20 protein-coding genes and 1 riboswitch are annotated in these 25,620 nt (G+C 35.0%); of the genes, 19 read left to right on the forward strand and 1 reads right to left on the reverse strand.

Annotated elements, in window-relative coordinates; all coding sequences use genetic code 11:
- The first annotated feature begins 11 nt into the window (after positions 1-11).
- A complete protein-coding gene (locus ACFO3N_RS05200; protein ID WP_379796460.1) occupies positions 12-98 on the forward strand; it encodes an IS3 family transposase in 87 nt (28 codons plus the stop codon).
- 72 nt (positions 99-170) lie between these two features.
- Here ACFO3N_RS05200 and ACFO3N_RS05205 read toward each other — a convergent pair whose 3' ends face one another.
- Positions 171-953 (reverse strand): sulfite exporter TauE/SafE family protein, encoded by a 783-nt coding sequence (locus ACFO3N_RS05205; protein ID WP_379795799.1) that lies wholly within the window; start codon positions 951-953, stop codon positions 171-173.
- A gap of 310 nt (positions 954-1,263) precedes the next feature.
- Here ACFO3N_RS05205 and ACFO3N_RS05210 point away from each other — a divergent pair, with 310 nt between their 5' ends.
- The 18 genes from ACFO3N_RS05210 (at position 1,264) to ACFO3N_RS05295 (ending at position 25,458) form a co-directional block, all read left to right on the forward strand.
- Complete coding sequence (locus ACFO3N_RS05210) at positions 1,264-2,166, forward strand: sulfite exporter TauE/SafE family protein (protein WP_379795801.1); 903 nt, start codon at positions 1,264-1,266, stop codon at positions 2,164-2,166.
- Between the two features lie 24 nt (positions 2,167-2,190).
- Complete coding sequence (locus ACFO3N_RS05215; RefSeq protein ID WP_095928066.1) at positions 2,191-2,901, forward strand: phosphoadenylyl-sulfate reductase; 711 nt, start codon at positions 2,191-2,193, stop codon at positions 2,899-2,901.
- A gap of 152 nt (positions 2,902-3,053) precedes the next feature.
- Positions 3,054-3,953: a sulfate adenylyltransferase subunit CysD gene (gene cysD / locus ACFO3N_RS05220; protein WP_012023580.1), complete on the forward strand. Its 900-nt coding sequence runs from the start codon at positions 3,054-3,056 to the stop codon at positions 3,951-3,953.
- Positions 3,954-4,114: 161 nt separating this feature from the next.
- Positions 4,115-5,359, forward strand: coding sequence for a sulfate adenylyltransferase subunit 1 (locus ACFO3N_RS05225; RefSeq protein WP_379795803.1), 1,245 nt, complete (start codon positions 4,115-4,117; stop codon positions 5,357-5,359).
- A 106-nt stretch (positions 5,360-5,465) separates the two neighbouring features.
- Entirely contained in the window at positions 5,466-7,556 is a 2,091-nt protein-coding gene (locus ACFO3N_RS05230) for a nitrite reductase (protein ID WP_379795805.1), read from the forward strand.
- Positions 7,549-8,322: a uroporphyrinogen-III C-methyltransferase gene (gene cobA, locus ACFO3N_RS05235; protein WP_379795807.1), complete on the forward strand. Its 774-nt coding sequence runs from the start codon at positions 7,549-7,551 to the stop codon at positions 8,320-8,322. Before ACFO3N_RS05230 ends, cobA begins: the two co-directional genes overlap by 8 nt.
- 122 nt (positions 8,323-8,444) lie before the next feature.
- Positions 8,445-9,026, forward strand: a complete 582-nt coding sequence (locus tag ACFO3N_RS05240; RefSeq protein ID WP_320493403.1) for a precorrin-2 dehydrogenase/sirohydrochlorin ferrochelatase family protein — start codon at positions 8,445-8,447, stop codon at positions 9,024-9,026.
- 97 nt (positions 9,027-9,123) lie between these two features.
- Positions 9,124-10,176 carry an NAD(P)/FAD-dependent oxidoreductase gene (locus tag ACFO3N_RS05245; RefSeq protein WP_274252254.1) on the forward strand — a complete coding sequence of 351 codons (1,053 nt, stop codon included), beginning with the start codon at positions 9,124-9,126 and terminating at the stop codon, positions 10,174-10,176.
- A gap of 509 nt (positions 10,177-10,685) precedes the next feature.
- A riboswitch (SAM riboswitch) is annotated at positions 10,686-10,802 on the forward strand.
- Between the two features lie 332 nt (positions 10,803-11,134).
- On the forward strand, positions 11,135-12,139 hold the full coding sequence (locus ACFO3N_RS05250; protein ID WP_379795809.1) for a homocysteine S-methyltransferase family protein: 1,005 nt from the start codon (positions 11,135-11,137) through the stop codon (positions 12,137-12,139).
- Positions 12,140-12,156: 17 nt separating this feature from the next.
- Entirely contained in the window at positions 12,157-12,669 is a 513-nt protein-coding gene (locus ACFO3N_RS05255) for a hypothetical protein (protein ID WP_379795811.1), read from the forward strand.
- A 242-nt stretch (positions 12,670-12,911) separates the two neighbouring features.
- Positions 12,912-15,587, forward strand: coding sequence for a methionine synthase (metH, locus tag ACFO3N_RS05260; protein WP_379795813.1), 2,676 nt, complete (start codon positions 12,912-12,914; stop codon positions 15,585-15,587).
- Between the two features lie 90 nt (positions 15,588-15,677).
- A complete protein-coding gene (gene metF, locus ACFO3N_RS05265; protein ID WP_379795815.1) occupies positions 15,678-16,634 on the forward strand; it encodes a methylenetetrahydrofolate reductase [NAD(P)H] in 957 nt (318 codons plus the stop codon).
- A gap of 110 nt (positions 16,635-16,744) precedes the next feature.
- The gene (locus ACFO3N_RS05270; protein ID WP_379795817.1) at positions 16,745-17,398 is read left to right on the forward strand and encodes a class I SAM-dependent methyltransferase; all 654 of its coding nucleotides are present in this window, start codon (positions 16,745-16,747) and stop codon (positions 17,396-17,398) included.
- Positions 17,399-17,556: 158 nt separating this feature from the next.
- Positions 17,557-18,780 (forward strand): dicarboxylate/amino acid:cation symporter, encoded by a 1,224-nt coding sequence (locus tag ACFO3N_RS05275; RefSeq protein ID WP_379795819.1) that lies wholly within the window; start codon positions 17,557-17,559, stop codon positions 18,778-18,780.
- Between the two features lie 112 nt (positions 18,781-18,892).
- Positions 18,893-20,293: a pyridoxal phosphate-dependent decarboxylase family protein gene (locus ACFO3N_RS05280; protein WP_379795821.1), complete on the forward strand. Its 1,401-nt coding sequence runs from the start codon at positions 18,893-18,895 to the stop codon at positions 20,291-20,293.
- Positions 20,294-20,580: 287 nt separating this feature from the next.
- A complete protein-coding gene (locus ACFO3N_RS05285; protein WP_379795823.1) occupies positions 20,581-22,944 on the forward strand; it encodes a TonB-dependent receptor in 2,364 nt (787 codons plus the stop codon).
- 24 nt (positions 22,945-22,968) lie between these two features.
- Complete coding sequence (locus ACFO3N_RS05290) at positions 22,969-24,198, forward strand: DUF4374 domain-containing protein (RefSeq protein WP_379795825.1); 1,230 nt, start codon at positions 22,969-22,971, stop codon at positions 24,196-24,198.
- A 96-nt stretch (positions 24,199-24,294) separates the two neighbouring features.
- Positions 24,295-25,458 (forward strand): PepSY-associated TM helix domain-containing protein, encoded by a 1,164-nt coding sequence (locus ACFO3N_RS05295; protein WP_379795827.1) that lies wholly within the window; start codon positions 24,295-24,297, stop codon positions 25,456-25,458.
- Positions 25,459-25,620 lie beyond the last annotated feature (162 nt).

Consider the following 25,620-nt stretch of genomic DNA (forward strand, 5'->3'; position numbering starts at 1 on the left):
TTATTGAGTATATTAATTATTATAATAATGACAGAATAAAACTTAATCTAAAAGCAATGAGCCCGATACAATATCGAGCTCATTATTATAAAACTTAGTTATTAATTTGTCTAAACTTTTGGGTGCAGTCTACAGATTTGAAATGGTCTTTTTATTTTTATCTAATGTTTTTAAAAAATCAATTTATATCCCGCTAAGAAAAGCATTATTGCGATTGCATTTCTAAGAAACTGATCAGGCACTTTTCCGCTTAGCATACTTCCCATGTATATTCCAGGAAGTGATCCCATTAATAATTGACCCAATAATCCTAAATCTAAATTTCCCATAGAAGCATGACCAATTCCAGCTACTAAAGTTAAAGGAACAGCGTGTGCAATTTCGGTTCCGACTAAACGAGGAGTTGGTAATAACGGATAAAGGAAAAATAAAGTCACGGTGCCCAATGCTCCAGCGCCAATAGAAGTTAAGGTTACGGTTGCTCCTAATAAAACTCCAATTCCAATGGTAAGCATGTTTTGTGTAGTGCTTTCACTATGAAATTTATCTCCAGCATGTTTTTGAGAAAAAACTAAAAGTTTCTTTTTGAATATTATCGCTATAGAAGTAAACAGTAAAGCCCATCCTAAACTGTACTTAATAACTCGATTTATAGTTTCTATATCGGTTTTAATGCTATGTAAAATCCATAAAGTTACTAAAGCAGCGGGAACGCTGCCTAAAGTGAGCCAACCTGTAATTTTCCAGTTGATGTTTCCTTTTTTATTGTGTACAAATACTCCTCCAGCTTTGGTAAAAGCAGCGTATAGTAAATCGGTTCCTACTGCGGTTGTTGGAGAAATACCAAAATATAATAAAATAGGAGTCATTAAAGAGCCTCCTCCAACACCTGTTAATCCAACAATAAAACCAACTGCTAAACCTGCTATTACAAGACCGATCTGAAAATCCATGAAAAATTATTTGCCGCTAAAATAATAACAATTTTATAATTATCCTATAGATTTTGTAGAGATTAAATGTGTATTTTTGTGGATCACAAAATGGGATCATGTTGTTAAAATAGTAAGAGGCAGCATTTAATTTGTTAAAATAATCACTAATTCTTTTTTAAATCTCTTTTAACTTGGTTTATAAGAGGATAGCTTATGTAAAAAAGTAAATATATTGTTTTGATATTTCGAAATATATAGTACTTTTGCAAAGTAATCTACTAAGCCGATAGGGTAATGGATTTTTAAGAACAAAAACAATTCTTAAAATATGGAAAATGAACTTAAGTTAAACAACACGATAGTAAAGTCTGATTCTTTATTAAAAGAAAAATTGTGGGTCGTAATACCTGTTGTTTTGTTGTTAGGTTTGGCAGTTACATTAATTTATAATCATCACGCTGAATTTTCATGGGATGGTTTCGTTCAGGGGCTTGATGAAAATCTTTTAGCGTTTTTTTTAATTGGTGCTTTTGCTCAATTGGTAGATGGTGCTTTAGGGATGGGATATGGAGCAACTTCTACGTCATTTTTATTAGCTTATGGAGTTTCGCCAGTTTTGAGCAGTACGGCAGTTCACGTTTCAGAGATGTTTACAACTGGAGCATCGGCGCTTTCGCACCACCGCTTTGGAAACATCAATAAAAAATTGGTCAAACACTTATTGATTCCTGGAGTTTTAGGATCAATTACAGGAGCTTATTTATTATCAGATGTTATTGACGGAGATATTATTAAACCATTTATTGCGGTTTATATGATTATTCTGGCAGTTGTAATTATCAGAAAAGCTTTGAGAAAAAGCGTGGTAAAAAAGAAAACTAAAAAACTTGGTGCTTTAGCAGTATTTGGAGGTTTCATGGATTCTGTTGGAGGAGGAGGCTGGGGGCCAATTGTGACTTCAACATTGTTAGGAAGAGGAAGAAATCCGAAATATACCATTGGGTCTGTAAATGCGGCCGAGTTTGCCATTTCGTTTGCAAGCGGAATTACTTTCATGCTTTTTGGCGGAATTCACGGTTGGCAGATCATTATCGGATTGATTTTAGGAGGAGTTATTTCAGCGCCAATAGCAGCTTATTTGGTAAATAGAATCAAAAGAAAACCAATGATGGTTGCGGTTGGAGTTCTAATTATATTATTGAGTTTAAAAACATTATCTAAATTATTGTAAAGATAATTTTAGAAAGGAGAGATTATGAGTGCGATTATTGTACAAGAATTATTAGAAAAAACTGCTGCTCTTTCGCTTGACGAAACCTTAGTTTTTTTATCAAAAGAGTTTCCAGGAAAAGTGATTTTTTCGACATCTTTCGGTCAGGAAGATCAGGTAATTACCGATTTTATTGCAAAAAGCAATACTGATATTACCGTGTTTACTTTAGATACAGGAAGATTGTTTCAGGAAACTTACGATGTTTTTCATAAAACATTAAAAAAATACAAAAGACCAATCGAAGTTTTTTTCCCAGAAGCTGCTTCAGTAGAAAATCTTCTGAAAACAAAAGGGCCCAACAGTTTTTACGATTCAGTTGAAAACAGAAAAGAGTGCTGTTTTATTCGAAAAGTGGTTCCGTTAAGAAAAGCTTTGGCAGGAAACTCAGTTTGGATTACAGGTTTAAGAGCAGAACAATCAGAAAACAGACACGATTTAAGTTTGTTTGAATACGACGGAAACTTCGAAATCATCAAATTCAATCCGTTGCTAAAATGGACTTTAGAAGAAGTTGAAACGTATCTGTCAGAAAACAATGTTCCTCAAAATGCATTGCACAAACAAGGTTTCGTAAGTATTGGATGTGCACCTTGTACGAGAGCTATTTTCCCAGGTGAAGATATCAGAGCCGGAAGATGGTGGTGGGAATCAAGCCATAAAGAGTGTGGGCTTCACAGTGCTAAGAAAGAGTAGATAGAAGAAAGAAGCAAGAGGCTAGACTTCTTTAGAGAATAGAATAAAGATTATAGAATAAAGAGTGGAGATTTTTAGATCAGGCAACTTGAAACTTTAAACATGAAACCTGAAACAAAATTTTCACAACAAAAATATCAAACAAAAAAACAATGAGTTCAGTATTAAAAACAAACGCTTTAGAGAGTGAAGCGATATACATTTTCAGAGAAGTAATTTCACAGTTTGACAAACCGGTTTTACTTTTCTCAGGAGGAAAAGATTCTATCACATTAGTGCGTTTAGCGCAAAAAGCATTTTTCCCTGCTAAGATTCCGTTTCCTCTATTACACGTTGATACGGGACACAATTTTCCTGAAACCATTGCTTTCAGAGATAAATTGGTAGAAGAATTAGGTTTAGAGCTAATCGTTCGTAATGTTCAGGATGCTATTGATGAAGGAAAAGTGGTTGAAGAAACTGGAAAATATTCAAGCCGTAACAGCCTGCAGACTACAACACTTTTGGATGCAATTGAAGAATTTAAGTTTGATGCTTGTATTGGTGGTGCACGTCGTGATGAAGAAAAAGCAAGAGCAAAAGAACGTATTTTCTCTGTTCGTGATGATTTCGGTCAATGGGACGAAAAAAATCAGAGACCAGAATTGTTTGATATTTTGAATGGAAAAATTGAAAATGGACAAAACGTTCGTGTTTTCCCAATTTCAAACTGGACAGAATTAGATGTTTGGAGTTATATCGAAAAAGAAAATATCGAGATTCCATCAATCTACTTCTCACATAAAAGAAAAGTTTTTTTGAGAGACGGTTTAATCTGGTCGCATTCTCCTTTTGTGTACCAAGAAGAAGACGAACAAATCGAAGAAAGAATTGTTCGCTTCAGAACCGTTGGAGATATGAGCTGTACAGCAGCTGTTGAATCTTACGCAGCAACAATCGAAGAAGTAGTTGGAGAAATCAGATCATCAACCATTTCTGAAAGAGGAGCCAGAATTGATGATAAACGTTCGGAAGCTGCAATGGAAAAGAGAAAACAACAAGGATACTTTTAATAATTGTTAATGATGAATTGTTAATTGTAAATGCAATTCGGGACGGAATTTTAGAAGTAAAAATCAAGAAAACAAAAACATACAGATTTAAATTTTAGTTCAAAGACAAGCAACTTGAAACCTGAAACAAAAAAATTAAACCTGAAACAAAATATTACAGAATGGACGTTTTAAAAATAGCAACAGCAGGAAGTGTAGATGACGGAAAAAGTACTTTGATTGGGAGATTATTGTACGATACAAAATCATTGACGACTGATAAGATAGAAGCAATCGAAAAAAGTAGTAAACAAAAAGGATACGATTATCTTGATTTTTCTCTGGCAACTGATGGTTTAGTAGCAGAAAGAGAACAAGGAATCACGATTGATGTTGCGCACATTTATTTTTCGACTGCAAAGAAAAGTTACATTATTGCCGATACTCCAGGGCACGTAGAATATACTAGAAACATGGTTACAGGAGCTTCAACTTCTCAGGTTTCTATCATTTTAATTGATGCCAGAAAAGGAGTTATCGAGCAGACTTACCGTCACTTTTTCATCAATAATTTATTGAGAGTAAAAGAGGTAATTGTTGCCATTAATAAAATGGATTTAGTTGATTATTCTGAAGAAGTTTTCAATAAAATCAAAGCCGATTTTCAGGCATTAAATGCAAAAAGTACTTTCAAGGAACAAAATGTAAGTTACATTCCGTTAAGTGCAATCAATGGTGGAAATGTAGTTGACAAATCTGAAAATATGCCTTGGTATGATGGTCAAACAGTATTGGAACATTTAGAAGGATTACATGCTTCTGATGTTTTTGAAGCTGGAAAAGCACGTTTCCCAATTCAAACCGTTATTCGTCCAAAAACAGAAGAATACCACGATTTTAGAGGTTACGCTGGTAAATTATACGGAAACTCAATTAAAGTTGGAGATGCTGTAACGGTTCTTCCTTCTTTAACCGAATCAAAAGTATCTAAAATTCACTTTTTCGATAAAACATTTGATGAAGCCGTTGCAGGTTCTTCAATTACAATCGAATTAGAAAATGATATCAATGTAACAAGAGGTGATATGATTGTAAAATCAAGCGAGCTTCCTAAAATTGAAAAAGATATTACCACAACAGTTTGCTGGATGGACAGTAAAAAACTGGTTCCAGGAACAAAATATTTAGTACAGCATAATACAAACAGAGTTTTAGCAAAAGTAGAAAGCATTAAAAATACAATTGCAACAGATTACTCAGGAACGACAGAAGCTTCACAATTAGCTATTAACGAAATTGGAGAAGTAACGATCAAATTAAGCAAACCGTTATATTTTGATTCATACAACGAAAACAAATCAAACGGAGCTTTCATCTTAATTGATACAGCAACAAACACAACAGCAGGAGTAGGATTTATTAGGTAAACCTGCTATAAGCTTTAAGCAATAAGCCTTAAGCTTAAAAGAGTGAAGACACAAAGTTTAAAAAGCTTATAGCCTATAGCTTAAAGCCTAAAGCAAGAAAAAGAAAATGGAAAGTTTTAGAACAGAAATAGAAAATCCGGTAGTTCAGAAGGAGATTATCGAATTAGAAAAAAAGATTCATTTATTCCGTGGAGGAAAAATTGATGATGAGCGTTTTCGTAGTCTTCGTTTAGCGCGTGGAATTTATGGTCAGCGTCAAGAAGGCGTTCAAATGATTCGTATCAAATTGCCTTATGGTAAAGTTACCAGCGAGCAATTAGTACGTATTACACAAGTTTCTGATGAATATTCTACAGGGCGTTTGCATATTACAACACGTCAGGATATCCAGATTCACTATGTGAGTTTAGACAGAACACCAGAACTTTGGGCAGATTTGGCTAAAGACGATATTACGCTTCGTGAAGCTTGTGGAAACACAGTTAGAAATATTACAGGAAGCGAATTAGCGGGTGTTGACGTAAACGAACCATTTGATGTTTCGCCTTATGCACATGGACTTTTTCAATATTTGTTAAGAAACCCAATCTGTCAGGAAATGGGACGTAAATTCAAAATTTCGTTCTCATCTTCAGACGAAGATACCGCTTTGAGTTATTTACACGATTTAGGATTTATTCCAAAAATTAAAGACGGACAAAAAGGTTTCAAAATCATGTTTGGTGGAGGTTTAGGATCTCAGCCAGCGCATGCTGAATTGCTTTCAGAATTTGTTCCAGTTAACGAAATCATTCCAACAGCAGAAGGAATCATTCGTATTTTCGATAGATACGGAGAACGTGCAAAAAGAATGAAAGCGCGTATGAAATTCTTAATCAAAGAAATGGGGAAAGATGCTTTCCTTGATTTGGTTGAAAAAGAGAAAAAAGCGATCGCTTTTGAAACATACGAAATTGATACAACCGCTTTTGATGGACCAATTGCAGAACCATTATTAGAAGTTCCACAAGTTACAATCGAAGATACTGCGGCTTATGAAGCTTGGAAAAAATCGAATGTAATCAAGCAGAAACAAGACGGTTATTATGCTATCGGAATCAAAGTTTTATTAGGTGATTTTTATACTGATAAAGCCAGATTATTAGCCACTTTAATTAAAAATTACGCAGCAAATGAATTACGTTTTTCATTGCGTCAAAATATTGTAATACGTCACGTAAAAGAAGAGAATTTACCATTCTTTTACCAAGAATTAGCCAAGTTGGATTTTGTTCAATTAGGATATAATTCAGTTGGAGATATTACGGCATGTCCGGGTACTGATACTTGTAATTTGGGGATTGCAAGTAGTACCGGTATTGCAGAAGAATTAGAAAGAGTTTTAACGGCAGAATATCCTCAGTATTTAAACAACCGCGAAATCGAAATTAAAATTTCGGGCTGTATGAATGCCTGCGGACAACATAATATGTCTGCAATTGGATTCCAAGGAATGTCTATCAACTCAGGAAAATTGGTTGCTCCGGCTTTACAAGTTTTATTAGGTGGAGGAAGATTAGGAAACGGAGCGGGACGTTTTGCTGATAAAGTAATCAAAGTACCGAGTCGTAGAGGTCCTGATGCGTTGCGTACCATTTTAAATGATTTTGATGCTAACGGAAGCGGGCAAAAATTCCTAGATTATTATGATGCAAAAGGAGAAAAATATTTCTACGAAATCTTAAAGCCTTATGCAGATGTAACCAATTTAACAGAAGCTGATTTTGTAGATTGGGGTAATGCAGACAATTACGTAAAAGCAGTTGGAGTTGGAGAATGTGCTGGAGTTGTGATCGATTTAGTAGCAACATTATTGTTTGAAGCTAAAGAGAAATTGTTCTTGGCTCAGGAATCATTCGACGAGAAAAAATGGTCAGATGCTATTTATCATGCTTATGCAGGATTTGTAAATGGAGCAAAAGCTTTGTTATTGTCAGAAAACCAAAAAACAAATCATCATGCAGGAATTGTAGACTTGTTTGATACTGTTTTTATCGATACTAATAAAATTGAATTAAACTCAACTTTTAAAGACTTGGTTTACCAAATCAATAAAAATGAACCATCTGAAGCTTTCGCTAAAGATTACATTGCACAAGCAACAGTTTTCTTTGACAAAATCGAAACTTTCAGAGCACAGGAATTAGCAAATGCATAATATAAAACCCAAAATAACTTTAGTCGGTGCAGGTCCGGGCGATCCCGATTTACTTACGCTAAAAGCTGTAAAAGCATTGGCTGAAGCAAATGTGGTTTTATACGACGCTTTGGCCAACGAAGAAATTCTGGACTACGCGCCTAAAAATGCAATTCGAATTTTTGTTGGAAAAAGAATCGGAAATCATGCTTATACGCAGGATCAAATCAATCAATTGATTGTGGATAATGCTTTAACGTACGGACATGTAGTTCGATTAAAAGGCGGAGATCCGTTTATTTTTGGAAGAGGAAGCGAAGAAGTGGAATTTGCAGAAAGTTTCGGAATTGAAACAATTGTAGTTCCCGGAATTTCATCGGTAGTTGCCGTTCCTGCAAGTCAGGGAATTTCGATTACAAAGCGCGGCATTTCAGAAAGCTTTTGGGCGATTACAGGAACAACTTCTGATAGAAAATTATCTTCAGATGTAGCTTTGGCAGCGCAATCATCTGCAACGGTTGTAATATTGATGGGAATGCACAAATTGCCTCAAATCATCGATTTGTTTCAAAAAGAAGATAAAGGAAATTTACCAGTTGCAATCATTCAAAATGGAACAACAGCAGAAGAAAAAGTTGGAGTTGGAACAGTTGATTCAATTTTAGAAGTTGTAAAAGAAAAAGAATTAGGTTCACCAGCCATTATTGTTTTAGGCGAGGTTGTCCGCGAAAGCAATAAACTAAAAGGATTTTACGAAGAATTTCTATCAAAAGAAGAAATTCGTTAGAATTTATATGTTCCGTTAGGAACATCTGATCGGTAGAAAAAAATGTTTCCAATTAATAATAATGTTCCGTTAGGAACATCTCATTGGTTATTCTAACTTTGAGTGGATGAAAATAAATTAAAATGGAACAAAACGAATTATATCCAATATTTCTAAAGCTTCACAATTTAAATGTACTAATTGTAGGCGGAGGAAATGTAGGTCTGGAAAAGCTTTCTTTCTTGCTCAAGTCAAGTCCGAACGCAAATGTTGAGGTAGTGGCAAAAGAATTTCATTTAGAAATAAAAGTTCTGGCCGAAAAACATCCTTCGATTAAATTGACGGAATCGAAGTTTAAAAAGAAAATGCTCAAAAAGCGTCACATGGTAATTGCCTGTACAGACGATTTGAAAGTAAATAAAAAGGTTTACGATTTGGCGAGAAAACGTTATTTGATTTGCAATATAGCCGATACACCAGATTTATGTGATTATTATTTGGGCGGAATCGTAACAAAAGGAAATGTGAAAATTGCCATTTCAACCAACGGAAAATCACCGACAACAGCCAAAAGGCTTCGGGAGTTTTTTGAAGAAGTAATTCCTGAGGATATCAACCAAATGGTTGAGAATCTGAACGAATACCGAAAAACCTTAAAAGGCAATTTTGAAGAAAAGGTTAAACGAATGAATGAGATAACCGATTCATTAAAAAATAAAGAGTAAAAAAGTTTCGGAAAGAAATTAATGATAAAAATCATTGAAAGTACAAGGATTTATTCGTTTCTTTGCGTTATTAAGAATGATTATAAACAACAACATAATGATTAAAACAGATATACTTATAATTGGAGCAGGCCCAACAGGTTTATTTGCCGTATTCGAGGCAGGATTGTTAAAATTAAAATGCCACATTTTAGATGCTCTTCCACAACCAGGAGGACAGCTATCAGAGTTATATCCAAAAAAGCCAATTTATGATATTCCTGGATTTCCAGAAGTATTAGCAGGAGATTTAGTTGACGGATTAATGGAGCAAATCAAACAATTTGAACCAGGTTTTACTTTAGGAGAACGTGCTGAAACAGTTGAAAAACAGGAAGACGGAACTTTCATTGTAACATCAAACAAAGGAACTAAATTCCACGCGCCAGTTATTGCAATCGCTGGAGGTTTAGGAAGTTTCGAGCCTCGTAAACCACTTATCGAAGATATCGAGTTTTATGAAGATAAAGGAGTAAAGTACTTCATCAAAAATCCTGAGAAATTCAGAGATAAAAGAGTTGTTATTGCAGGAGGAGGAGATTCAGCACTAGACTGGAGTATCTTCTTAGCAAACGTAGCTTCAGAAGTAACTTTGATTCACAGAAGAAACGAATTTAGAGGAGCTTTAGATTCTGTAGAAAAAGTACAGGAATTAAAATCAGCTGGAAAAATCAAATTAATCACTCCGGCAGAAGTTATCGGAATCAATGGTGCTGAGCACGTTGAGTCACTAGATATCGAAGAAAACGGCGCACACCGTAAAATTGACTGCGACTATTTCATTCCGCTTTTCGGATTAACACCAAAATTAGGTCCAATTGGAGACTGGGGATTAGAAATCGAGAAAAATGCAATTAAAGTAAACAATGCATTAGATTACCAAACTAACATTCCGGGAATCTTCGCTATTGGAGACGTAAATACATACCCAGGAAAATTAAAGTTAATCCTTTGTGGTTTCCACGAAGCAACTTTAATGTGCCAAGCTGCATACGGAATCATCAATCCAGGTAAAAAATACGTATTGAAATATACAACAGTTTCAGGAGTAGACGGTTTCGACGGAACTCGTAAAGAAGCTCCAAAAGCGGTTGTGAAGGCAATTGTTTAAGTTGCTAAGATTCTTAGTTTCTAAGACACTAAGATTTTATATATGAAGCTCAAACTTTTTTAAAGTTTGAGCTTTTTTTTATAAAACATATTCAAACATAGCCAGTGGTTTCAACCACTGGAACACAACGTATAGACACAACGCACAATCAATTTACATGACAACAAAACAAAACGGATTATCACAATACGTTTCCCGTGGTTGAAACCACGGGCTATATTAGAAAAACAGGTTTAGCTTTTTTATTAATCACAGAGGGATGACATATTTATAGAAAAGAAATTATTCGTTTGGGCAAGAGCTCCAGCGGAGCGAAATATATTTCGCTCCGCTGGAGCTCTTGTGTTGTGCTTGTCTTTTTTCTATAAATATTATGCTCCTCTGGAGCTAAATCACGTAAAAGATAAAAACTTAGAATCTCAGTATCTTAGCCTCTCAGCATCTTAAAAAAAAACATTTGCAAATAGAAAGCCTATTTCATACCTTTGCACTGTTCTTAAAATTATTGTCAGTTATCACGAAAGGCGGAGGGATAGACCCGATGAAACCTTAGCAACCCTTTATCATAAAGAAGGTGCTAAATTCTACTTTATACAACATTTTCCAGTATTAAAGATAGATAACACAAATACATACTCGTATTTCTCAAAACTTTTCTCGATAACATATAATATTTACTGAAGCAATTCAGTAAGGAGCGAATCATTGGCGCATTTTTGCAGTCAATAGTTCCCGCTTTTCGTTGCAATCATTTTGTCCGCCGCGGCGGACAAAATAATTTCCACTTCAATCGGGGCTAATGAGCCAGCAATAGTGCACTTTTGGAATTAATGTGAAAAAAATATCCGAAGCAAACCTAACAGGTTTTTAAAACCTGTTAGGTTTAAACTTCACAATCATAATAAAAAAAACTTAGCATCTTAGAACCTTAGCGTCTTAGCAGCTAAAACAAAAAAACATGGCAATTACAATTCAAGAAGCAATAAAAAAGAATATCCTAATCCTTGATGGAGCAATGGGAACAATGTTGCAACGCTATAATTTCTCCGAAGAAGATTTCAGAGGAGAGCGTTTCAAAGATTTTCCGCATCCGTTAAAAGGAAACAACGATTTACTATCCCTAACACAACCACAAGCAATCCGCGATGTTCATGCCGCTTATTATGAAGCTGGTGCTGACATTGTAGAAACCAATACTTTCTCTGGAACAACAATCGGTATGGCCGATTATCATATGGAAGATTTGGTTTACGAGTTAAACTACGAATCGGCAAAAATCGCAAGACAAGTAGCCGATGAGTTTACCGCAAAAAATCCAGAAAAACCACGTTTCGTAGCCGGTTCAATTGGACCAACCAACCGTACAGCAAGTATGTCGCCAGATGTAAACGATCCAGGTTACAGAGCCGTAACGTTTGACGATTTACGAATTGCTTACAAACAACAAGCAGAAGCTTTAATGGATGGCGGTTGTGATTTGCTTTTAGTAGAAACAATCTTCGATACATTAAACGCAAAAGCCGCACTTTTTGCAATCGAAGAAGTAAAAGAAGAACGCAATATAGATATTCCAATCATGGTTTCAGGAACAATTACAGATGCTTCAGGAAGAACACTTTCTGGACAGACAGTTGAAGCGTTTTTGATCTCAGTTTCGCATATTCCGTTATTAAGCGTAGGATTCAATTGCGCTCTTGGAGCCGATTTGTTGAAACCATACTTAAAAACATTAGCACATAATACAAGTTTTAATGTTTCGGCACATCCAAATGCAGGATTGCCAAACGCTTTCGGACAATACGATGAAACACCAGAACAAACACAGGCTTTCATTAAAGAATATTTAGAGGATAATTTAATCAATATCATCGGTGGTTGTTGCGGAACAACGCCAGATCATATTCGATTAATGGCTGAGGTTGCTAAGGATTATAAGCCGAGAGTGGCGCCTGTTTTTTCTTAACTAAAAAACTATTGGTGATGAGGCAATTAAGAATAATATCAATTGTATTTATACTTTTTGGCTTGTTTGGTTTCCAAAGTGAAGAATCTTCATCAAAAGTTATACAAGAAATACCCTCTGATTTTTATTTTACAATTAATAATGGCGCAACTGACAGTTATAATTCTCAATATAATAGCTTTTACAGAGATTATCATGATGGAGAAAAAACTATTAAAGTAGAATTGACAAGAGAAGAAAAAGAAAGGATATATGAATTCATTATAAGGGTTAAATTTTTTGAAATGCCGATTTTGTTTGAACCGAATGTTAATGATACAATATGGATTACAAATCCTAGTTTTCAAAAGAGCATTGTAGTTTTCGCAAATGGAAATAAAAAACCTGTAAGTTACTATACGGGACATACGAGTGAAATGAATGAAAAGAAAGCAAAACCTTTTTTAGATTTATATAAAATGATTTGGGAAATTCTTTATAAAAAGGAAGAAATTCAAGAATTGTCAAAATCAGATTATGAATATAAATAATAGAAGTAGGAAAGCGATTTCTTATGAAACCAAGTTTGTGTGAAGGATAGAAGAGAAAAGCCCACAGTCTAGTCTTTTGACGAGACGAGGACTTGTAACGGATAGCCCGGTTCGCCGCGGCGAAGCACGCCCAAAATAATAAACATGAATATCTACAAGGTTTTAAAAACCTTGCAGGAAAGAAATAGAATAAAAAAACTCAGAATCTAAGCATCTTAGAATCTCAGTAACTTAAAAAAGAAATGACAGAAAAAAGAAGAGACCTTGTATTATCAGGATTAGAACCGTTAATTATTACGCCCGAAAGTGTTTTCGTGAATGTTGGTGAGCGTACGAATGTAACAGGTTCAAGAAAATTCTTGAGATTAATCAAGGAAGAGAAATATGACGAGGCACTTGATATTGCAAGACAGCAGGTAGAAGGAGGAGCACAAATCATCGACATTAATATGGATGAGGGAATGCTTGATGGTGTTAATGCAATGACTAAATTTTTGAATTTAATTGCTGCAGAACCAGACATTTCGAGAGTGCCAATTATGATCGACAGTTCGAAATGGGAAATCATTGAAGCAGGTCTAAAAGTAGTACAAGGAAAAAGCGTTGTAAACTCGATTTCGTTAAAGGAAGGAGAAGAAGCCTTTATTCACCACGCCAAATTAATCAAACGTTACGGAGCAGCTGCTATTGTTATGGCATTTGACGAAGTTGGTCAGGCGGATAATTACGATCGTAGAGTGGAGATTTGCCAGCGTTCGTATGATATTTTGGTGAACAAAGTGGGGTTCCCTCCACAGGATATTATTTTCGATTTAAATATTTTCCCAGTTGCAACGGGAATGGAAGAGCATAGATTGAACGCTTTAGATTTCTTTAGAGGAACAAAATGGGTTCGAGAAAATCTTCCTCATGCGCACATCAGCGGTGGAGTAAGTAACGTTTCGTTTTCTTTTAGAGGAAACGATACGGTTCGTGAAGCAATGCACTCTGTGTTTTTATACCACGCGATTAAAAACGGAATGACGATGGGAATCGTAAATCCAGAAATGCTGACGATTTATGATGATATTCCGAAAGACTTATTAGAATACGTTGAAGACGTTATTTTAGATAGACGTGATGATGCTACTGAACGCCTCTTAGATTTTGCCGAAAGTGTAAAAGGTGAAGCAAAAAGCGATGAAAAAACGGTTCAGGAATGGCGTTTTGGAACCGTTCAGGAACGTATTACACATTCATTGGTAAAAGGAATCGATGCTTTTATTGAAGAAGATGTTGAAGAAGCACGTTTGGCAGCAACAAAACCAATCGAAGTTATCGAAATCAATTTGATGACGGGAATGAATGTGGTTGGAGATTTATTTGGAAGCGGAAAAATGTTCCTGCCTCAGGTAGTAAAATCGGCTCGTGTAATGAAAAAAGCCGTGGCTTATTTATTGCCATTTATCGAAGCGAGCAAACAAGCCGGAGACAAACAAGGAAACGGAAAAATCTTGATGGCAACCGTAAAAGGTGACGTTCACGATATTGGTAAAAACATCGTTTCGGTGGTTTTGGCTTGTAACAATTACGAGATTGTCGATCTAGGTGTTATGGTGCCTCCGGAAAAAATTATTGCAGCGGCGATTGAACATGAAGTAGATATCATCGGATTAAGCGGATTGATCACGCCTTCGCTTGACGAAATGGTATATTTAGCCAAAGAATTAGACAAACAAAATATTAAAATCCCGATTATGATTGGCGGGGCAACCACTTCGCGTGCGCATACAGCCGTGAAAATTGCGCCTCAATATAGAGAAACTGTAATTCACGTAAACGATGCTTCGAGAGCTGTTACTGTTGCAGGAAATCTGTTAGATCATAACCGAAAAATATATGCGGCAGATATTCGTGCAGAATACGATTCGTTTAGAGAAACGTTCTTAAATCGTTCAAGAGATAAAAACTTCCTGACGATTGAAGATGCCCGTAAAAACAAATTATCATTGGATTGGTCGGAATACACACCAACTAAACCAAAAGTAATTGGCGCACAGACTATAGAAATAGAACTGGATGTTTTGGTTCCGTATATCGACTGGACGCCATTTTTCCAGACTTGGGAATTGTACGGAAAATATCCAGCGATTTTAACCGATGAGGTTGTGGGCGAACAAGCAACATCTGTTTTTAAAGATGCTCAGGCGATGCTTAAAGTGATTTTAGAAGAGAAAAAACTAAAAGCAAAGGGTATTTACGGAATTTTCCCTGCGAATCAGGTTGACGACGACGATATTGAATTGCGTGATGAAAACGGAAAAGTTTTAGAGAAATTCTTAACGCTTCGTCAGCAGTCACAAAAAACAAAAGGTGCTCCAAACATTGCTTTAGCCGATTTTATTCTACCAAAAGAAAGCGGAATTGAAGATTATATGGGAGCGTTTTGCGTAACCACAGGTTTTGGTGTAGATGAATGGGCTGCGGAATATGAAAAGAATTTAGACGATTATAATTCGATTATGGTGAAAGCACTTGCCGATCGTTTTGCTGAGGCTTTCGCCGAATATCTTCACGAGAGAGTTCGTAAAGATTTTTGGGGTTATGACAGCGAAGAATCTTTAACCAATGAAGAATTGATTAAGGAAAATTATAAAGGAATTCGTCCAGCGCCAGGTTATCCGGCTTGTCCTGATCACTTGGAAAAACCAACGATTTGGAAGCTTTTAAATGTAGCCGAAGAAATTGGAGTTACCCTGACAGAAAGTATGGCGATGTGGCCGGCCTCTTCGGTTTCAGGATATTATTTTGGAAATCCAAAAAGCCGATATTTCGGACTCGGAAAAATAAAAGAAGATCAGGTAGTAGATTACGCCAAACGACGTAATGTCTCCACAGATTACGCCATGAAATGGTTAAACCCTAATATAGCAGATTAATAAAAGTTATTTTGGTTTCAGGTTTCAGGTTTCAAGTTCTCTATAGCAACTTGAAACTTGAAACCTAAAACTTGAAACAAAAAACAAAAAATGAAAGTAACAGAGCATATAGAAAACGCCAAAGGAAAAACATTATTCTCATTTGAAATTATTCCGCCTCAAAAGGGGAAAAGCATTCAGGAATTATACGATAATATTGATCCGTTAATGGAGTTTAATCCGCCGTTTATTGATGTAACGACTTCTCGTGAAGAATATATTTATATTGATAAAGGTAACGGACTTTTGGATAAGAAATTAACTCGTATGCGTCCAGGAACGCTTGGAATTTGCGCTTCTATAAAACATAAATACAATGTAGATACGGTGCCGCATTTGCTTTGCGGCGGATTTACGCAGGAAGAAACCGAATATATGTTGGTTGATTGCCAATATTTAGGAATTAATAACGTAATGGCGCTTCGTGGTGATGCGATGAAAGATGAGCAATCTTTTGTGCCAAAGGCTGGTGGTAATCATTACGCAGTTGATTTGGTTCGTCAAATCAAAGATTTAAATTGTGGAAAATATCTGCATGAAGTAATGGATATTGATAATAAAGCTGATTTCTGTATTGGTGTTGCGGGGTATCCAGAAAAACATTTAGAATCACCATCTTTACAATCAGATTTAAAAAGATTAAAAGAAAAAGTAGATGCAGGAGCAGATTATGTGGTAACACAAATGTTTTTTGACAACTCAAAATATTTTGCCTTTGTAGAAAAAGCAAGAGAAATGGGCATTACAATTCCGATTATTCCTGGAATTAAACCAATTGCTGTTCAAAGACATTTACAGGTTTTGCCACAGATTTTCAGAATCGATTTGCCAGAAGATTTAATCGATGCGGTAGATAAATGCAAAAACAACGCTGAAATCAAACAAGTCGGAGTCGAATGGGCGATTCAGCAGTCATTAGAATTGAAAGCAGCAGGAGTTCCGTTTTTGCATTATTATTCAATGGGTAAATCTGAGAATATCCGCCAGATTGCAAGTCAGGTTTTTTAAGGTCTTTGCGAGGAACTTTGTCAAAGTTTTAAATTTTGACAAAGTTGATCAGCACTAAGAAGGCAGTCTTGGAATTTGGAAATTTTTAATTGGAATTTAAAATAACTATTATGAAACAAGAAGAACTACAAGCCATTGCCTCTCAATTAAAACATCCATCTGGAGAAAAAGGAATCGAAATGGGCAATATGATGAACGAGACGAACATCAACATGACCAAACATTCGATTCAGAATCTAAATATTTCAAACGAAAACAGAATCCTGGAACTAGGCCACGGAAACGCGGGTCATGTAGCGTTTATGTTTGAACAAGCCGAAAAGCTAAAATACTACGGACTGGAAATGTCGGAACTGATGTTTCAGGAAGCAAGACAAATCAACCGGAATTTTGTTTCTCAAAAACAGGCTTTCTTTTCGCTTTATGATGGAAATACTATTCCGTTTGAAGCTGAGTTATTTGATAAAATATTTACAGTAAATACCATTTATTTTTGGCAAAAACCTGAGGAATTACTATCGGAAATCTACAGGATTTTAAAACCAAACGGTACTTTCTGTCTGACATTTGCCGAAGAAGATTTCATGAAAAAACTGCCTTTTACGCAATTCGAATTTGAATTGTACAGTACAGAAAAAGCGCAGGAATTAATCAAAAAATCGGATTTTAAAATTGTGTATACAGAAACACAAACCGAAAAAGTAAAAAGCAAAACAAGAGAATTAGTCGACAGAGGTTTTACTACTATTGTTCTGGAAAAGTAATTTTTTTTCACAGATTATAAAGATTAGCACAGATTAGAAAATCATTTTAATCCCTATAATCTGTGGCAAAAAAATAACCAATCAATTTTTGCAATCCTTTTTTGAGTACTTTCATTGTTTACTATTAATCTTTTCCGAACTATAATTCTCTACAGCTTATGGAAGTTAAGAAAATCAATTTTTTGCAGAGTTACAGCAGTATTTTATGGCTTCTTGGCGGTATTATAATCGGAAGTATTTTCGGATTAGTGTTTGGAGAAGATGTTTTGATTATAAAACCACTTGGAGATATATTCCTGAATTTACTTTTTACAGCCATTATTCCGCTTATATTTTTCACAATCTGCTCTTCGGTTGCGAATCTGGAACGAACAGAAAAGCTAGGAAAACTGTTTGTTATAATGTTATTGGTCTTTCTAGCTACAATTCTGATATCTGCGATTGTAATGATTTGTGCGGTTTATCTTTTTCCGATTCACGAAGATATCGCAATTGCAAAAGTTCCGTTTGAAGAAGTAGCGTCAGGATCAGCGGGAGATCAAATTGCAAAACTGCTTACAGCCAATGATTTCTTCGAATTATTGTCCCGAAAAAGTATGCTGGCGTTGATTATTTTTTCTTTTTTAGTGGGTTTCGCCACATTACAATCTGGAGAAAAAGGAAATGCATTCAAAAGTTTTCTGGATTCTGGAAACGAGGTAATGAAACAGCTTTTGAACATCATCATGAAATTTGCGCCAATTGGTTTAGGAGCGTATTTTGCTTATCAAGTTGGAGTTTTTGGACCGCAATTGTTGGGAGTTTATGCAAAACCAATGGCCGTTTATTATGCCGCCTGTATTTTCTATTTCTTTGTGTTCTTTAGTTTATATGCCCTCGTCGCTGGCGGAAAAAGAGCTTTTAAAGTTTTTTGGAGCAATAACATAATGCCTTCTTTAACCGCTGTAGGAACCTGTAGTAGTATAGCAACCATTCCAGCCAATTTGGCGGCAGCAGAAAAAATGGGAATTCCGGCACATGTACGAAATCTGGTAATTCCGCTTGGTGCGCCTCTACACAAAGACGGGTCGAGTATGTCATCCATCTTAAAAATAACGTTTTTGTTTGCCATGTTTGGGAAAGATTTTACAGATCCGATGACAATTCTTTTAGCACTCGGAATTACAGTTATAGTTTCAATTGTCGAAGGCGGAATTCCAAACGGAGGTTATATTGGAGAAATTTTAGCCATTACTGTTTATGGTTTTCCGATGGAACAAGCTTTGCCAGTTGCCATGATTTTAGGAACTCTGGTGGATCCAATTGCTACCTTATTAAATGCCAATGGAGATGTAATCTGTTCTATGATGGTTTCAAGATTCTCCGAAAAGACAAAGTGGTAGCTTCACTATAAATTTCCAATTCTTAAAATAAATACTAAAAACAACTTATCTCGCGTGAAATGGCTTCGACTTTGTTCAGCCTGACAATGCGTGATGTAAATCACTATATAATATGAATTCAAAATTACAGCACGATCTCGACAATTTTGAGAATATCTTAGAAAAAACAAAACAACAGGGAATTGATTTTTTGAGTAATATCAATAACATTCCCACCTCTACTACTTATTCATTCGACCCTAAAACGGCGCTAAATGAGTTAGGATTAGGATCTATTGAAGCTTTAAAGGAATTTAATGAAAGATTGGCTCCATTGATGGTTTCCTCGTCTGGTCCAAGATATTGGGGATTTGTGACAGGGGGATCAACTCCCGCTTCTATTGTTGGAGATTGGTTGGCATCGGTTTACGATCAAAATACACAATCGGTGACTTCACAGGGCGGTAATTCAGCTTTAATAGAGTTTGAAACCATTAATTTATTATTGCAATTATTAGAACTTCCCGACACATTTTTAGGAGGGTTTGTAACAGGGGCAACAATGTCCAATTTTACCAGTTTAGCAGTTGCGAGACAATGGTTTGGAAAACAGTATGGAAAAGATTTTGCTAAAAATGGAATTTCTGAAACCATCAATATTTTAACGGCGACTCCACATTCTTCTTCCATAAAATCATTATCGATGTTAGGAATTGGAAGCCAGAATTATACAGTTATAAAAACAATTGAAGGAAATCGTGAAGCTTTGGATATTACCGATTTAGAAGAAAAAATTAAAGCGCTAAACGGAAAACCTTTTATTCTAATTTCAAGTGCTGGAACAGTAAACACCGCCGATTTTGATGATTTTGAAGCCATCGCCAAACTAAGAGAAAAATACAATTTCTGGTGGCATATTGATGGTGCTTTTGGCGGTTTTGCGGCAGTTTCAGAAAAATACAAACATTATGTAAAAGGTTGGGAAGGAGCAGACAGTATTACGATTGATTGTCATAAATGGCTGAATGTTCCATACGAAAGTGCTTTTTATTTGGTTAAAAAAGAGCATGTTAATCTGCAAATTGAAACATTCCAAAATTCTAATGCGCCTTATTTAGGGAATCCTTTAGAAAATTTTAATTATCTGAATGTGCTTCCTGAAAATTCACGCCGTTTGCGTGCGCTGCCGGTATGGTTTTCGCTTAAAGCCTACGGAAAAGAAGGTTTTATAGATCTTATTGAAGATAGTACGGCATTGGCTTTACATTTTGCAAATGCATTAATAGAAAATGATTTTGAGCTCTTAGCGCCAATTCGTTTAAATAATGTTTGCTTTACATTAAAAGGAGAACACAATCAGGAAAAAGTAACTCCCTTTTTATCTGCTTTAAATGATACTGGAAAAGTATTTATGACGCCAACAGTTTATCAGAACAAAAAAGGAATTAGAGCTTCATTTGTGAATTGGAGGACTAATGAAGAAGATATTAGAATAGTAATTAAAGAGATGAAAGATCTATTAGAAATTATTTAATCTGAAACATAATTAACCCATTTTAGAAACCTGCTCACTAAGCAGGTTTTTTTATTTTTTGTAAGTTTTTTTATAAAAGCGATTTTAAATTTCTGATTTTATTTTGATTTTTTTTAATGTGATTTTAATCTAAAATTAATTAAATCTTAAGAAAGCATCTTTTTTTTAGAAAAAAATCATTTTTTGCGTTAATAAAAACTTTTATTTAGAATAGTTAAAAATAGTTTGTTAAAACTAATTGTTGATGTTAAATTTGCGCTAAATTTAATTTAAACTAATTTTAAATAATGCAGATTAAAAGAATTGTAATCCTGTTATTACTGATGCTTTCTTCGGTTCAGGGTTTCTCGCAAAACGGCAAAGTAGTTTTAAGTGGAGTAATTATGGCAGATAATGGTCAGCCGGCAGAAGGAGTTTCTGTAGCGCTAAAAGGAACCAATTATGCAGCTCTTACAAATGCAAATGGTGAATATGAAATTACTGCAGAACCAGGTAATTATACTTTAGTTGTTAATTATGTTGGCTACAAATCCAAACAGACCAAAATCAATTTACAATCCAATCAAACTGCGCCAAAAATTACTATCGAAGAAGATATGGCGGCTTTAGATGAAGTTCAGGTAACTGGAAAGTCTAAAATTGAGCGAGTTAAAGAACAGCCTTTTAACATTGCAGCAATTGATTTAAAGAAAACATATAATTCTTCAGCAGATTTAAATCAAGTATTAGGTACAACTACTGGAGTTCGTATTAGAGAAACAGGAGGAATGGGCTCTGATTTTAAATTTTCATTGAATGGATTTTCAGGGAATCAGGTAAAATTCTTTATGGACGGAATTCCAATCGACAGCTACGGATCTTCATTTACCCTGAATAACATTCCAGTAAACATGGCGGAGCGTATCGAAGTTTACAAAGGAGTGGTACCTGTTGAGTTAGGTAGCGATGCCTTAGGAGGGGCGGTAAATATTATTACCAACCAATCGGTAAAAAGATATATTGATGCATCTTACAGTTTTGGTTCTTTTAATACACACAGAGTTGCTGTAAACACCAGATTTACGGGTAAAAATGGTTTAGTTGCCAATGTCAACGCATTTGGTAATTATACCGACAACAGCTATAAAATTACTGCTACAACTTCTAATCCCGATGGGACATTTAATCCAGAACGAGAATACAAACACTTTCATGACGGCTACAAATCTGGGGCTATTATGGCTGAGGTTGGAGTAAAGGGAAAGAAATATGCAGATTATTTGTTAATTGGCATGATGGCTTCGGCAAATAAGAAAGAAATACAGACAGGATCTACTATGCAAAGAGTAGTTGGAGAGGCTTTTAATGACAGTAAAGCATTTGTGCCTTCCTTAAAATTCAAAAAAGACAGTTTATTCACTAAAGATTTATCTGTAAACTTCATTGCTTCGTACAATGTTGTTCAAAGCCGTTCTGTAGATACTTCATCTTATAGATATCAATGGGATGGTAGTCGTACGCCAAGTGTAGTAAGCAATAGCGGAGGAGAGTTAAATGATGAAAAAACGATTTATGTTTACGATGACAACTCTTTTCAAGCTAATACCAATTTTAAATATGATTTGAATGACAGACAGTATTTTGCTTTTAATTATTCTGTTAATACTTTAAAAAGAAAAGAAGACGATGAAGTTCGTGAGATTACTAAGCCAGGTTCTCCAGTAGTAAACAAAAATATTTTAGGACTTTCTTATAATCTTGCTGCATTTGACAGAAAATTATCTGTAATCGCATTTGGAAAGAAATATTTCCTAAATACCAGTATGAATGTTTTAGAATACATTAATGGTAAAAATGTGTATACGCCACTTAAAAGCTCTTTTGATGACATAGGATATGGAGCAGCATTAGCGTATTTTGTAACAAGTGAACTGCAATTGAAAACGTCTTACGAGCATGCATATCGTTTGCCAACAGGCGATGAAATGTTGGGAGATGGTTTAAATCTTAGACCAGCACCGACTTTGAAACCAGAGGCAAGTGATAATTTTAATGCAGGACTTTCATACAAGAAAGCTTTAGAAGATCATTCTTTTGGAGTGCAAGGAAATTTCATTTATAGAGATGCAAAAGATTTTATCCGAATCCAGACTCAAGGATTTCAGTCTATTTATCAAAATGAATACAGTGTAAGAGTTACAGGTTTTGATGCTTCTTTGCATTATGGATATAAAAATTGGCTGACAGTTGAAGTAAATGCTACTCATCAGAAAACCATTGACACCAATAAATTTGACCCTCCTGGATCTAATATTATCAATTATAATAATGGTTCTCAGCTGGCAAATGTTCCCATTTTTTATGCTAATGCAAGTGTTGGTTTAAACTTTAGAAAACTAAGAACTTCAGATGACAATTTATCAATTAATTTATTTACAAATTACATTGATGAATATTACTTAGTATCAACAAAAAATGGAACTCCTGACAGTAGAAAAACAATTCCGGAGCAACTTACACAGAATATTGCCGCTTCTTATGCTTTTCAAAATGGAAAATACAATATCGGAATAGAATGCAATAACGTCGCAGACACAAAAGTCTATGACTACTTTAAAGTGCAAAAACCAGGAAGATCTTTTGCAGTTAAACTGAGATATTTTTTAAACTAATTATATAATTTTAAATTGAACACAATGAATAAAAGAATTAAAAATCTTTTGGCTTTAGCAGTATTGCCTGCTCTGTTTTTTTCATGCAGCAGTGATAATGATAATTCAGAGGTAAGAAATCCAGCTGATGAAACGTATGTGCTTTCATATCAAACAACTGATTGGGATGTTTATGTTTGGCAGTTTGAATCTGTAGATGAATTGATGACTGGATCAATCAACATGGTTGGTAAAGGTATCGAGCAAGCAGGAGCTTTAGTTCCGGTTGCAAATACATTTTTTGCTTTAACAGGAGATGCTGAAGGATCTGTTGGATATTATCTTAACACAGAAGGTAAATTAGGTACAACTGCAAACTTATTTACAGGAGATAGCTATGCTTACGGAACTACTGATGATAACAAATTGGTTATGATTAATTCTCCATGGGATGCTAGTTCTACTCAAAATGAAATTTTAATTTACGATCCAGCTACAGTTACCATTTCAAAGCGTGTTTATGATGACTTTGCTCTTCCTAATGGACATTTCTTATGGCCAACTAGTGTAAATGTATCAGGAGATAAATTATTTGTTTCGACATTTGAGCGTGACAAAGATTGGAAGCTTTACCAAGAAAAAGCAGTTGTAAAAGTTTACGAATATCCATCTTTAAAATACTTAAAAACTCTAGAAGATTCTCGTACTACAGCAATTGGTCAATATTATACTAATACAGGTATGGTGCAAACAGAATCTGGAGATATTTATACTTTCTCTTCAAATTCAGTTTTATGCGGTTACACGCCAACTGCCTCTCACTCAGGAATTCTTAGAATTAAAAAAGGGCAGTCAGAATTTGATTCAACTTATTTCTTCGATTTTGAAACAAGTTCTTTAAAAGGAAAAGTTTTATCTGCTTATCCAGCAGGTGGAGAAAAAGTATTAGTTAACTACATTCCTGCAGATATAGATGCTACGCAACCAGAATGGGGATTCTTAAGATATAAATCTTTTGATTTGAAATGTGCTATTGTTGATCTTACTACAAAAGCAATTACGCCAGTTACAGGATTGCCAAATCACGCTGGAGACAATTATTTTGGTTTCGGAAGTGCTTTAATTGAAAGCGGTAAAATTTACAAAAGTTTTGTAACTAGTACAGAAGGACGTGTATATCAAATTGATATTGCAACAGGTGTAGCAAAAGCAGGAGCTTTAATTACAGGCGGAGTTGATTTGCCAGCAATCACAAGATTGACAAAAAAGAAATAAGCAGTTAAAATTTAATTTTTACATAATTAAGACCATATAATCATTGCCTAAAGCTTTGATTATATGGTTTTATTGCGTCATTAAACTAGGAACAAAATGAGTGATATTAAAAAACAATCACCCAAACCAAAATCAAAAGAGAAATCTCGATTCAGTAAAATTAATGCCTGGCTGCATCTATGGCTTGGACTTGCTTCTGGAATAGTAGTTTTTATAATGGGAATTACAGGCTGTATTTTGGTTTTTGAACATGAAATAAAAGAATTGACTTCTCCGTGGTTAAAGGTAGAAGCACAAACTCCAGATAAAGTTTTACCTCCTTCTAAAATTTATGCTGCAGTAAAAAAGGCCCTGCCAGAAAAGGATATTCATGGAGTATGGTATAATGGTTTAGATAAAACAATAAAAGTAGATATAGAATCTGATTCTTTGATTTATGTAAATCCTTATAACGGAAAAATAACCGGAATGGTCGATCATGAAGATTTTTTCCATGAAATTGATGAAGGGCATCGCTACGTTTGGCTCGGCAGAGAAGTGGGAACTGCAGTAACCTCTTGGGCAACCCTTATTTTCTTCTTTTTATTAATAAGTGGCATCATTTTATGGTTTCCTAAAAAGTGGAATAAAACAGGAATTAATAATAGTTTTAAAATTAAATGGAGCGCCAAATTCAAAAGGTTGAATTATGATCTTCATAATGTTTTAGGGTTTTATTCGCTTCTATTGGCATTTTTAATCGCGTTAACGGGTTTAATAATGAGTTTTCATTGGGTACGAGAAAGCACTTACTGGATTACAGGAGGTTTTGGCAATGAAAAAGCAAAAAAGGAAGTGGTAGCCGAAATAAAAACGGATACGCTCTTAAAACCTAAATATGATATGCTTACTTCTGCTGATATTATATTTGATAAAGTTAGAAATGAGATTGCTAAGCACAATAATGAAGCTGCAATTATTCATTTTCCTGACGAGCCAAAAGATGATTTTTATGCCTGTACCGATATGCATAACGGAAATTGGAGAGATTTATATTTTGATCAGAAAACATTAGAATTGCTTCCAAAATCTAGAAAATATATAGGCGACGAGAAATTCCATGATTGGATGAGCCGCTCAAATTACAGCCTTCACGTTGGTGCAATTGGCGGAATAACAACTAAAATCCTCTATTTTACAGCAAGTCTAATCTGCGCTAGCTTGCCAATTACAGGTTTTTATATTTGGTGGGGAAGAAAGAAAAAAACAAAGAAAAACTAAGAGGTTTCAAACAAAATAAAAAAGTCTTTTAAAGCGAATAGCTTTAAAAGACTTTTTTATGTCTCAAAATCTAAAATCTAAAAATAGAAGAGCCTGTTTGAAGGAACAGGCTCTTGACTAACACAAAAAAAAACAAAAAACAAGGTATTTAAAGAACGAAAC

Source organism: Flavobacterium chungangensis (genome assembly GCF_042654045.1).
GTDB classification, from domain to species: domain Bacteria; phylum Bacteroidota; class Bacteroidia; order Flavobacteriales; family Flavobacteriaceae; genus Flavobacterium; species Flavobacterium chungangensis.

Bases quoted from the DNA above. Each gene is read 5' to 3' on its own strand.
- ACFO3N_RS05280 (WP_379795821.1), top strand. From the start codon at position 18,893: ATGAATTCAAAATTACAGCACGATCTCGACAATTTTGAGAATATCTTA.
- metH (WP_379795813.1), top strand. From the start codon at position 12,912: ATGACAGAAAAAAGAAGAGACCTTGTATTATCAGGATTAGAACCGTTA.
- ACFO3N_RS05230 (WP_379795805.1), top strand. From the start codon at position 5,466: ATGGAAAGTTTTAGAACAGAAATAGAAAATCCGGTAGTTCAGAAGGAG.
- metF (WP_379795815.1), top strand. From the start codon at position 15,678: ATGAAAGTAACAGAGCATATAGAAAACGCCAAAGGAAAAACATTATTC.
- ACFO3N_RS05245 (WP_274252254.1), top strand. From the start codon at position 9,124: ATGATTAAAACAGATATACTTATAATTGGAGCAGGCCCAACAGGTTTA.
- cysD (WP_012023580.1), top strand. From the start codon at position 3,054: ATGAGTTCAGTATTAAAAACAAACGCTTTAGAGAGTGAAGCGATATAC.
- ACFO3N_RS05215 (WP_095928066.1), top strand. From the start codon at position 2,191: ATGAGTGCGATTATTGTACAAGAATTATTAGAAAAAACTGCTGCTCTT.
- cobA (WP_379795807.1), top strand. From the start codon at position 7,549: ATGCATAATATAAAACCCAAAATAACTTTAGTCGGTGCAGGTCCGGGC.
- ACFO3N_RS05210 (WP_379795801.1), top strand. From the start codon at position 1,264: ATGGAAAATGAACTTAAGTTAAACAACACGATAGTAAAGTCTGATTCT.
- ACFO3N_RS05270 (WP_379795817.1), top strand. From the start codon at position 16,745: ATGAAACAAGAAGAACTACAAGCCATTGCCTCTCAATTAAAACATCCA.
- ACFO3N_RS05295 (WP_379795827.1), top strand. From the start codon at position 24,295: ATGAGTGATATTAAAAAACAATCACCCAAACCAAAATCAAAAGAGAAA.
- ACFO3N_RS05240 (WP_320493403.1), top strand. From the start codon at position 8,445: ATGGAACAAAACGAATTATATCCAATATTTCTAAAGCTTCACAATTTA.
- ACFO3N_RS05285 (WP_379795823.1), top strand. From the start codon at position 20,581: ATGCAGATTAAAAGAATTGTAATCCTGTTATTACTGATGCTTTCTTCG.
- ACFO3N_RS05250 (WP_379795809.1), top strand. From the start codon at position 11,135: ATGGCAATTACAATTCAAGAAGCAATAAAAAAGAATATCCTAATCCTT.
- ACFO3N_RS05275 (WP_379795819.1), top strand. From the start codon at position 17,557: ATGGAAGTTAAGAAAATCAATTTTTTGCAGAGTTACAGCAGTATTTTA.
- ACFO3N_RS05225 (WP_379795803.1), top strand. From the start codon at position 4,115: ATGGACGTTTTAAAAATAGCAACAGCAGGAAGTGTAGATGACGGAAAA.
- ACFO3N_RS05290 (WP_379795825.1), top strand. From the start codon at position 22,969: ATGAATAAAAGAATTAAAAATCTTTTGGCTTTAGCAGTATTGCCTGCT.
- ACFO3N_RS05255 (WP_379795811.1), top strand. From the start codon at position 12,157: ATGAGGCAATTAAGAATAATATCAATTGTATTTATACTTTTTGGCTTG.
- ACFO3N_RS05205 (WP_379795799.1), bottom strand. From the start codon at position 953: ATGGATTTTCAGATCGGTCTTGTAATAGCAGGTTTAGCAGTTGGTTTT.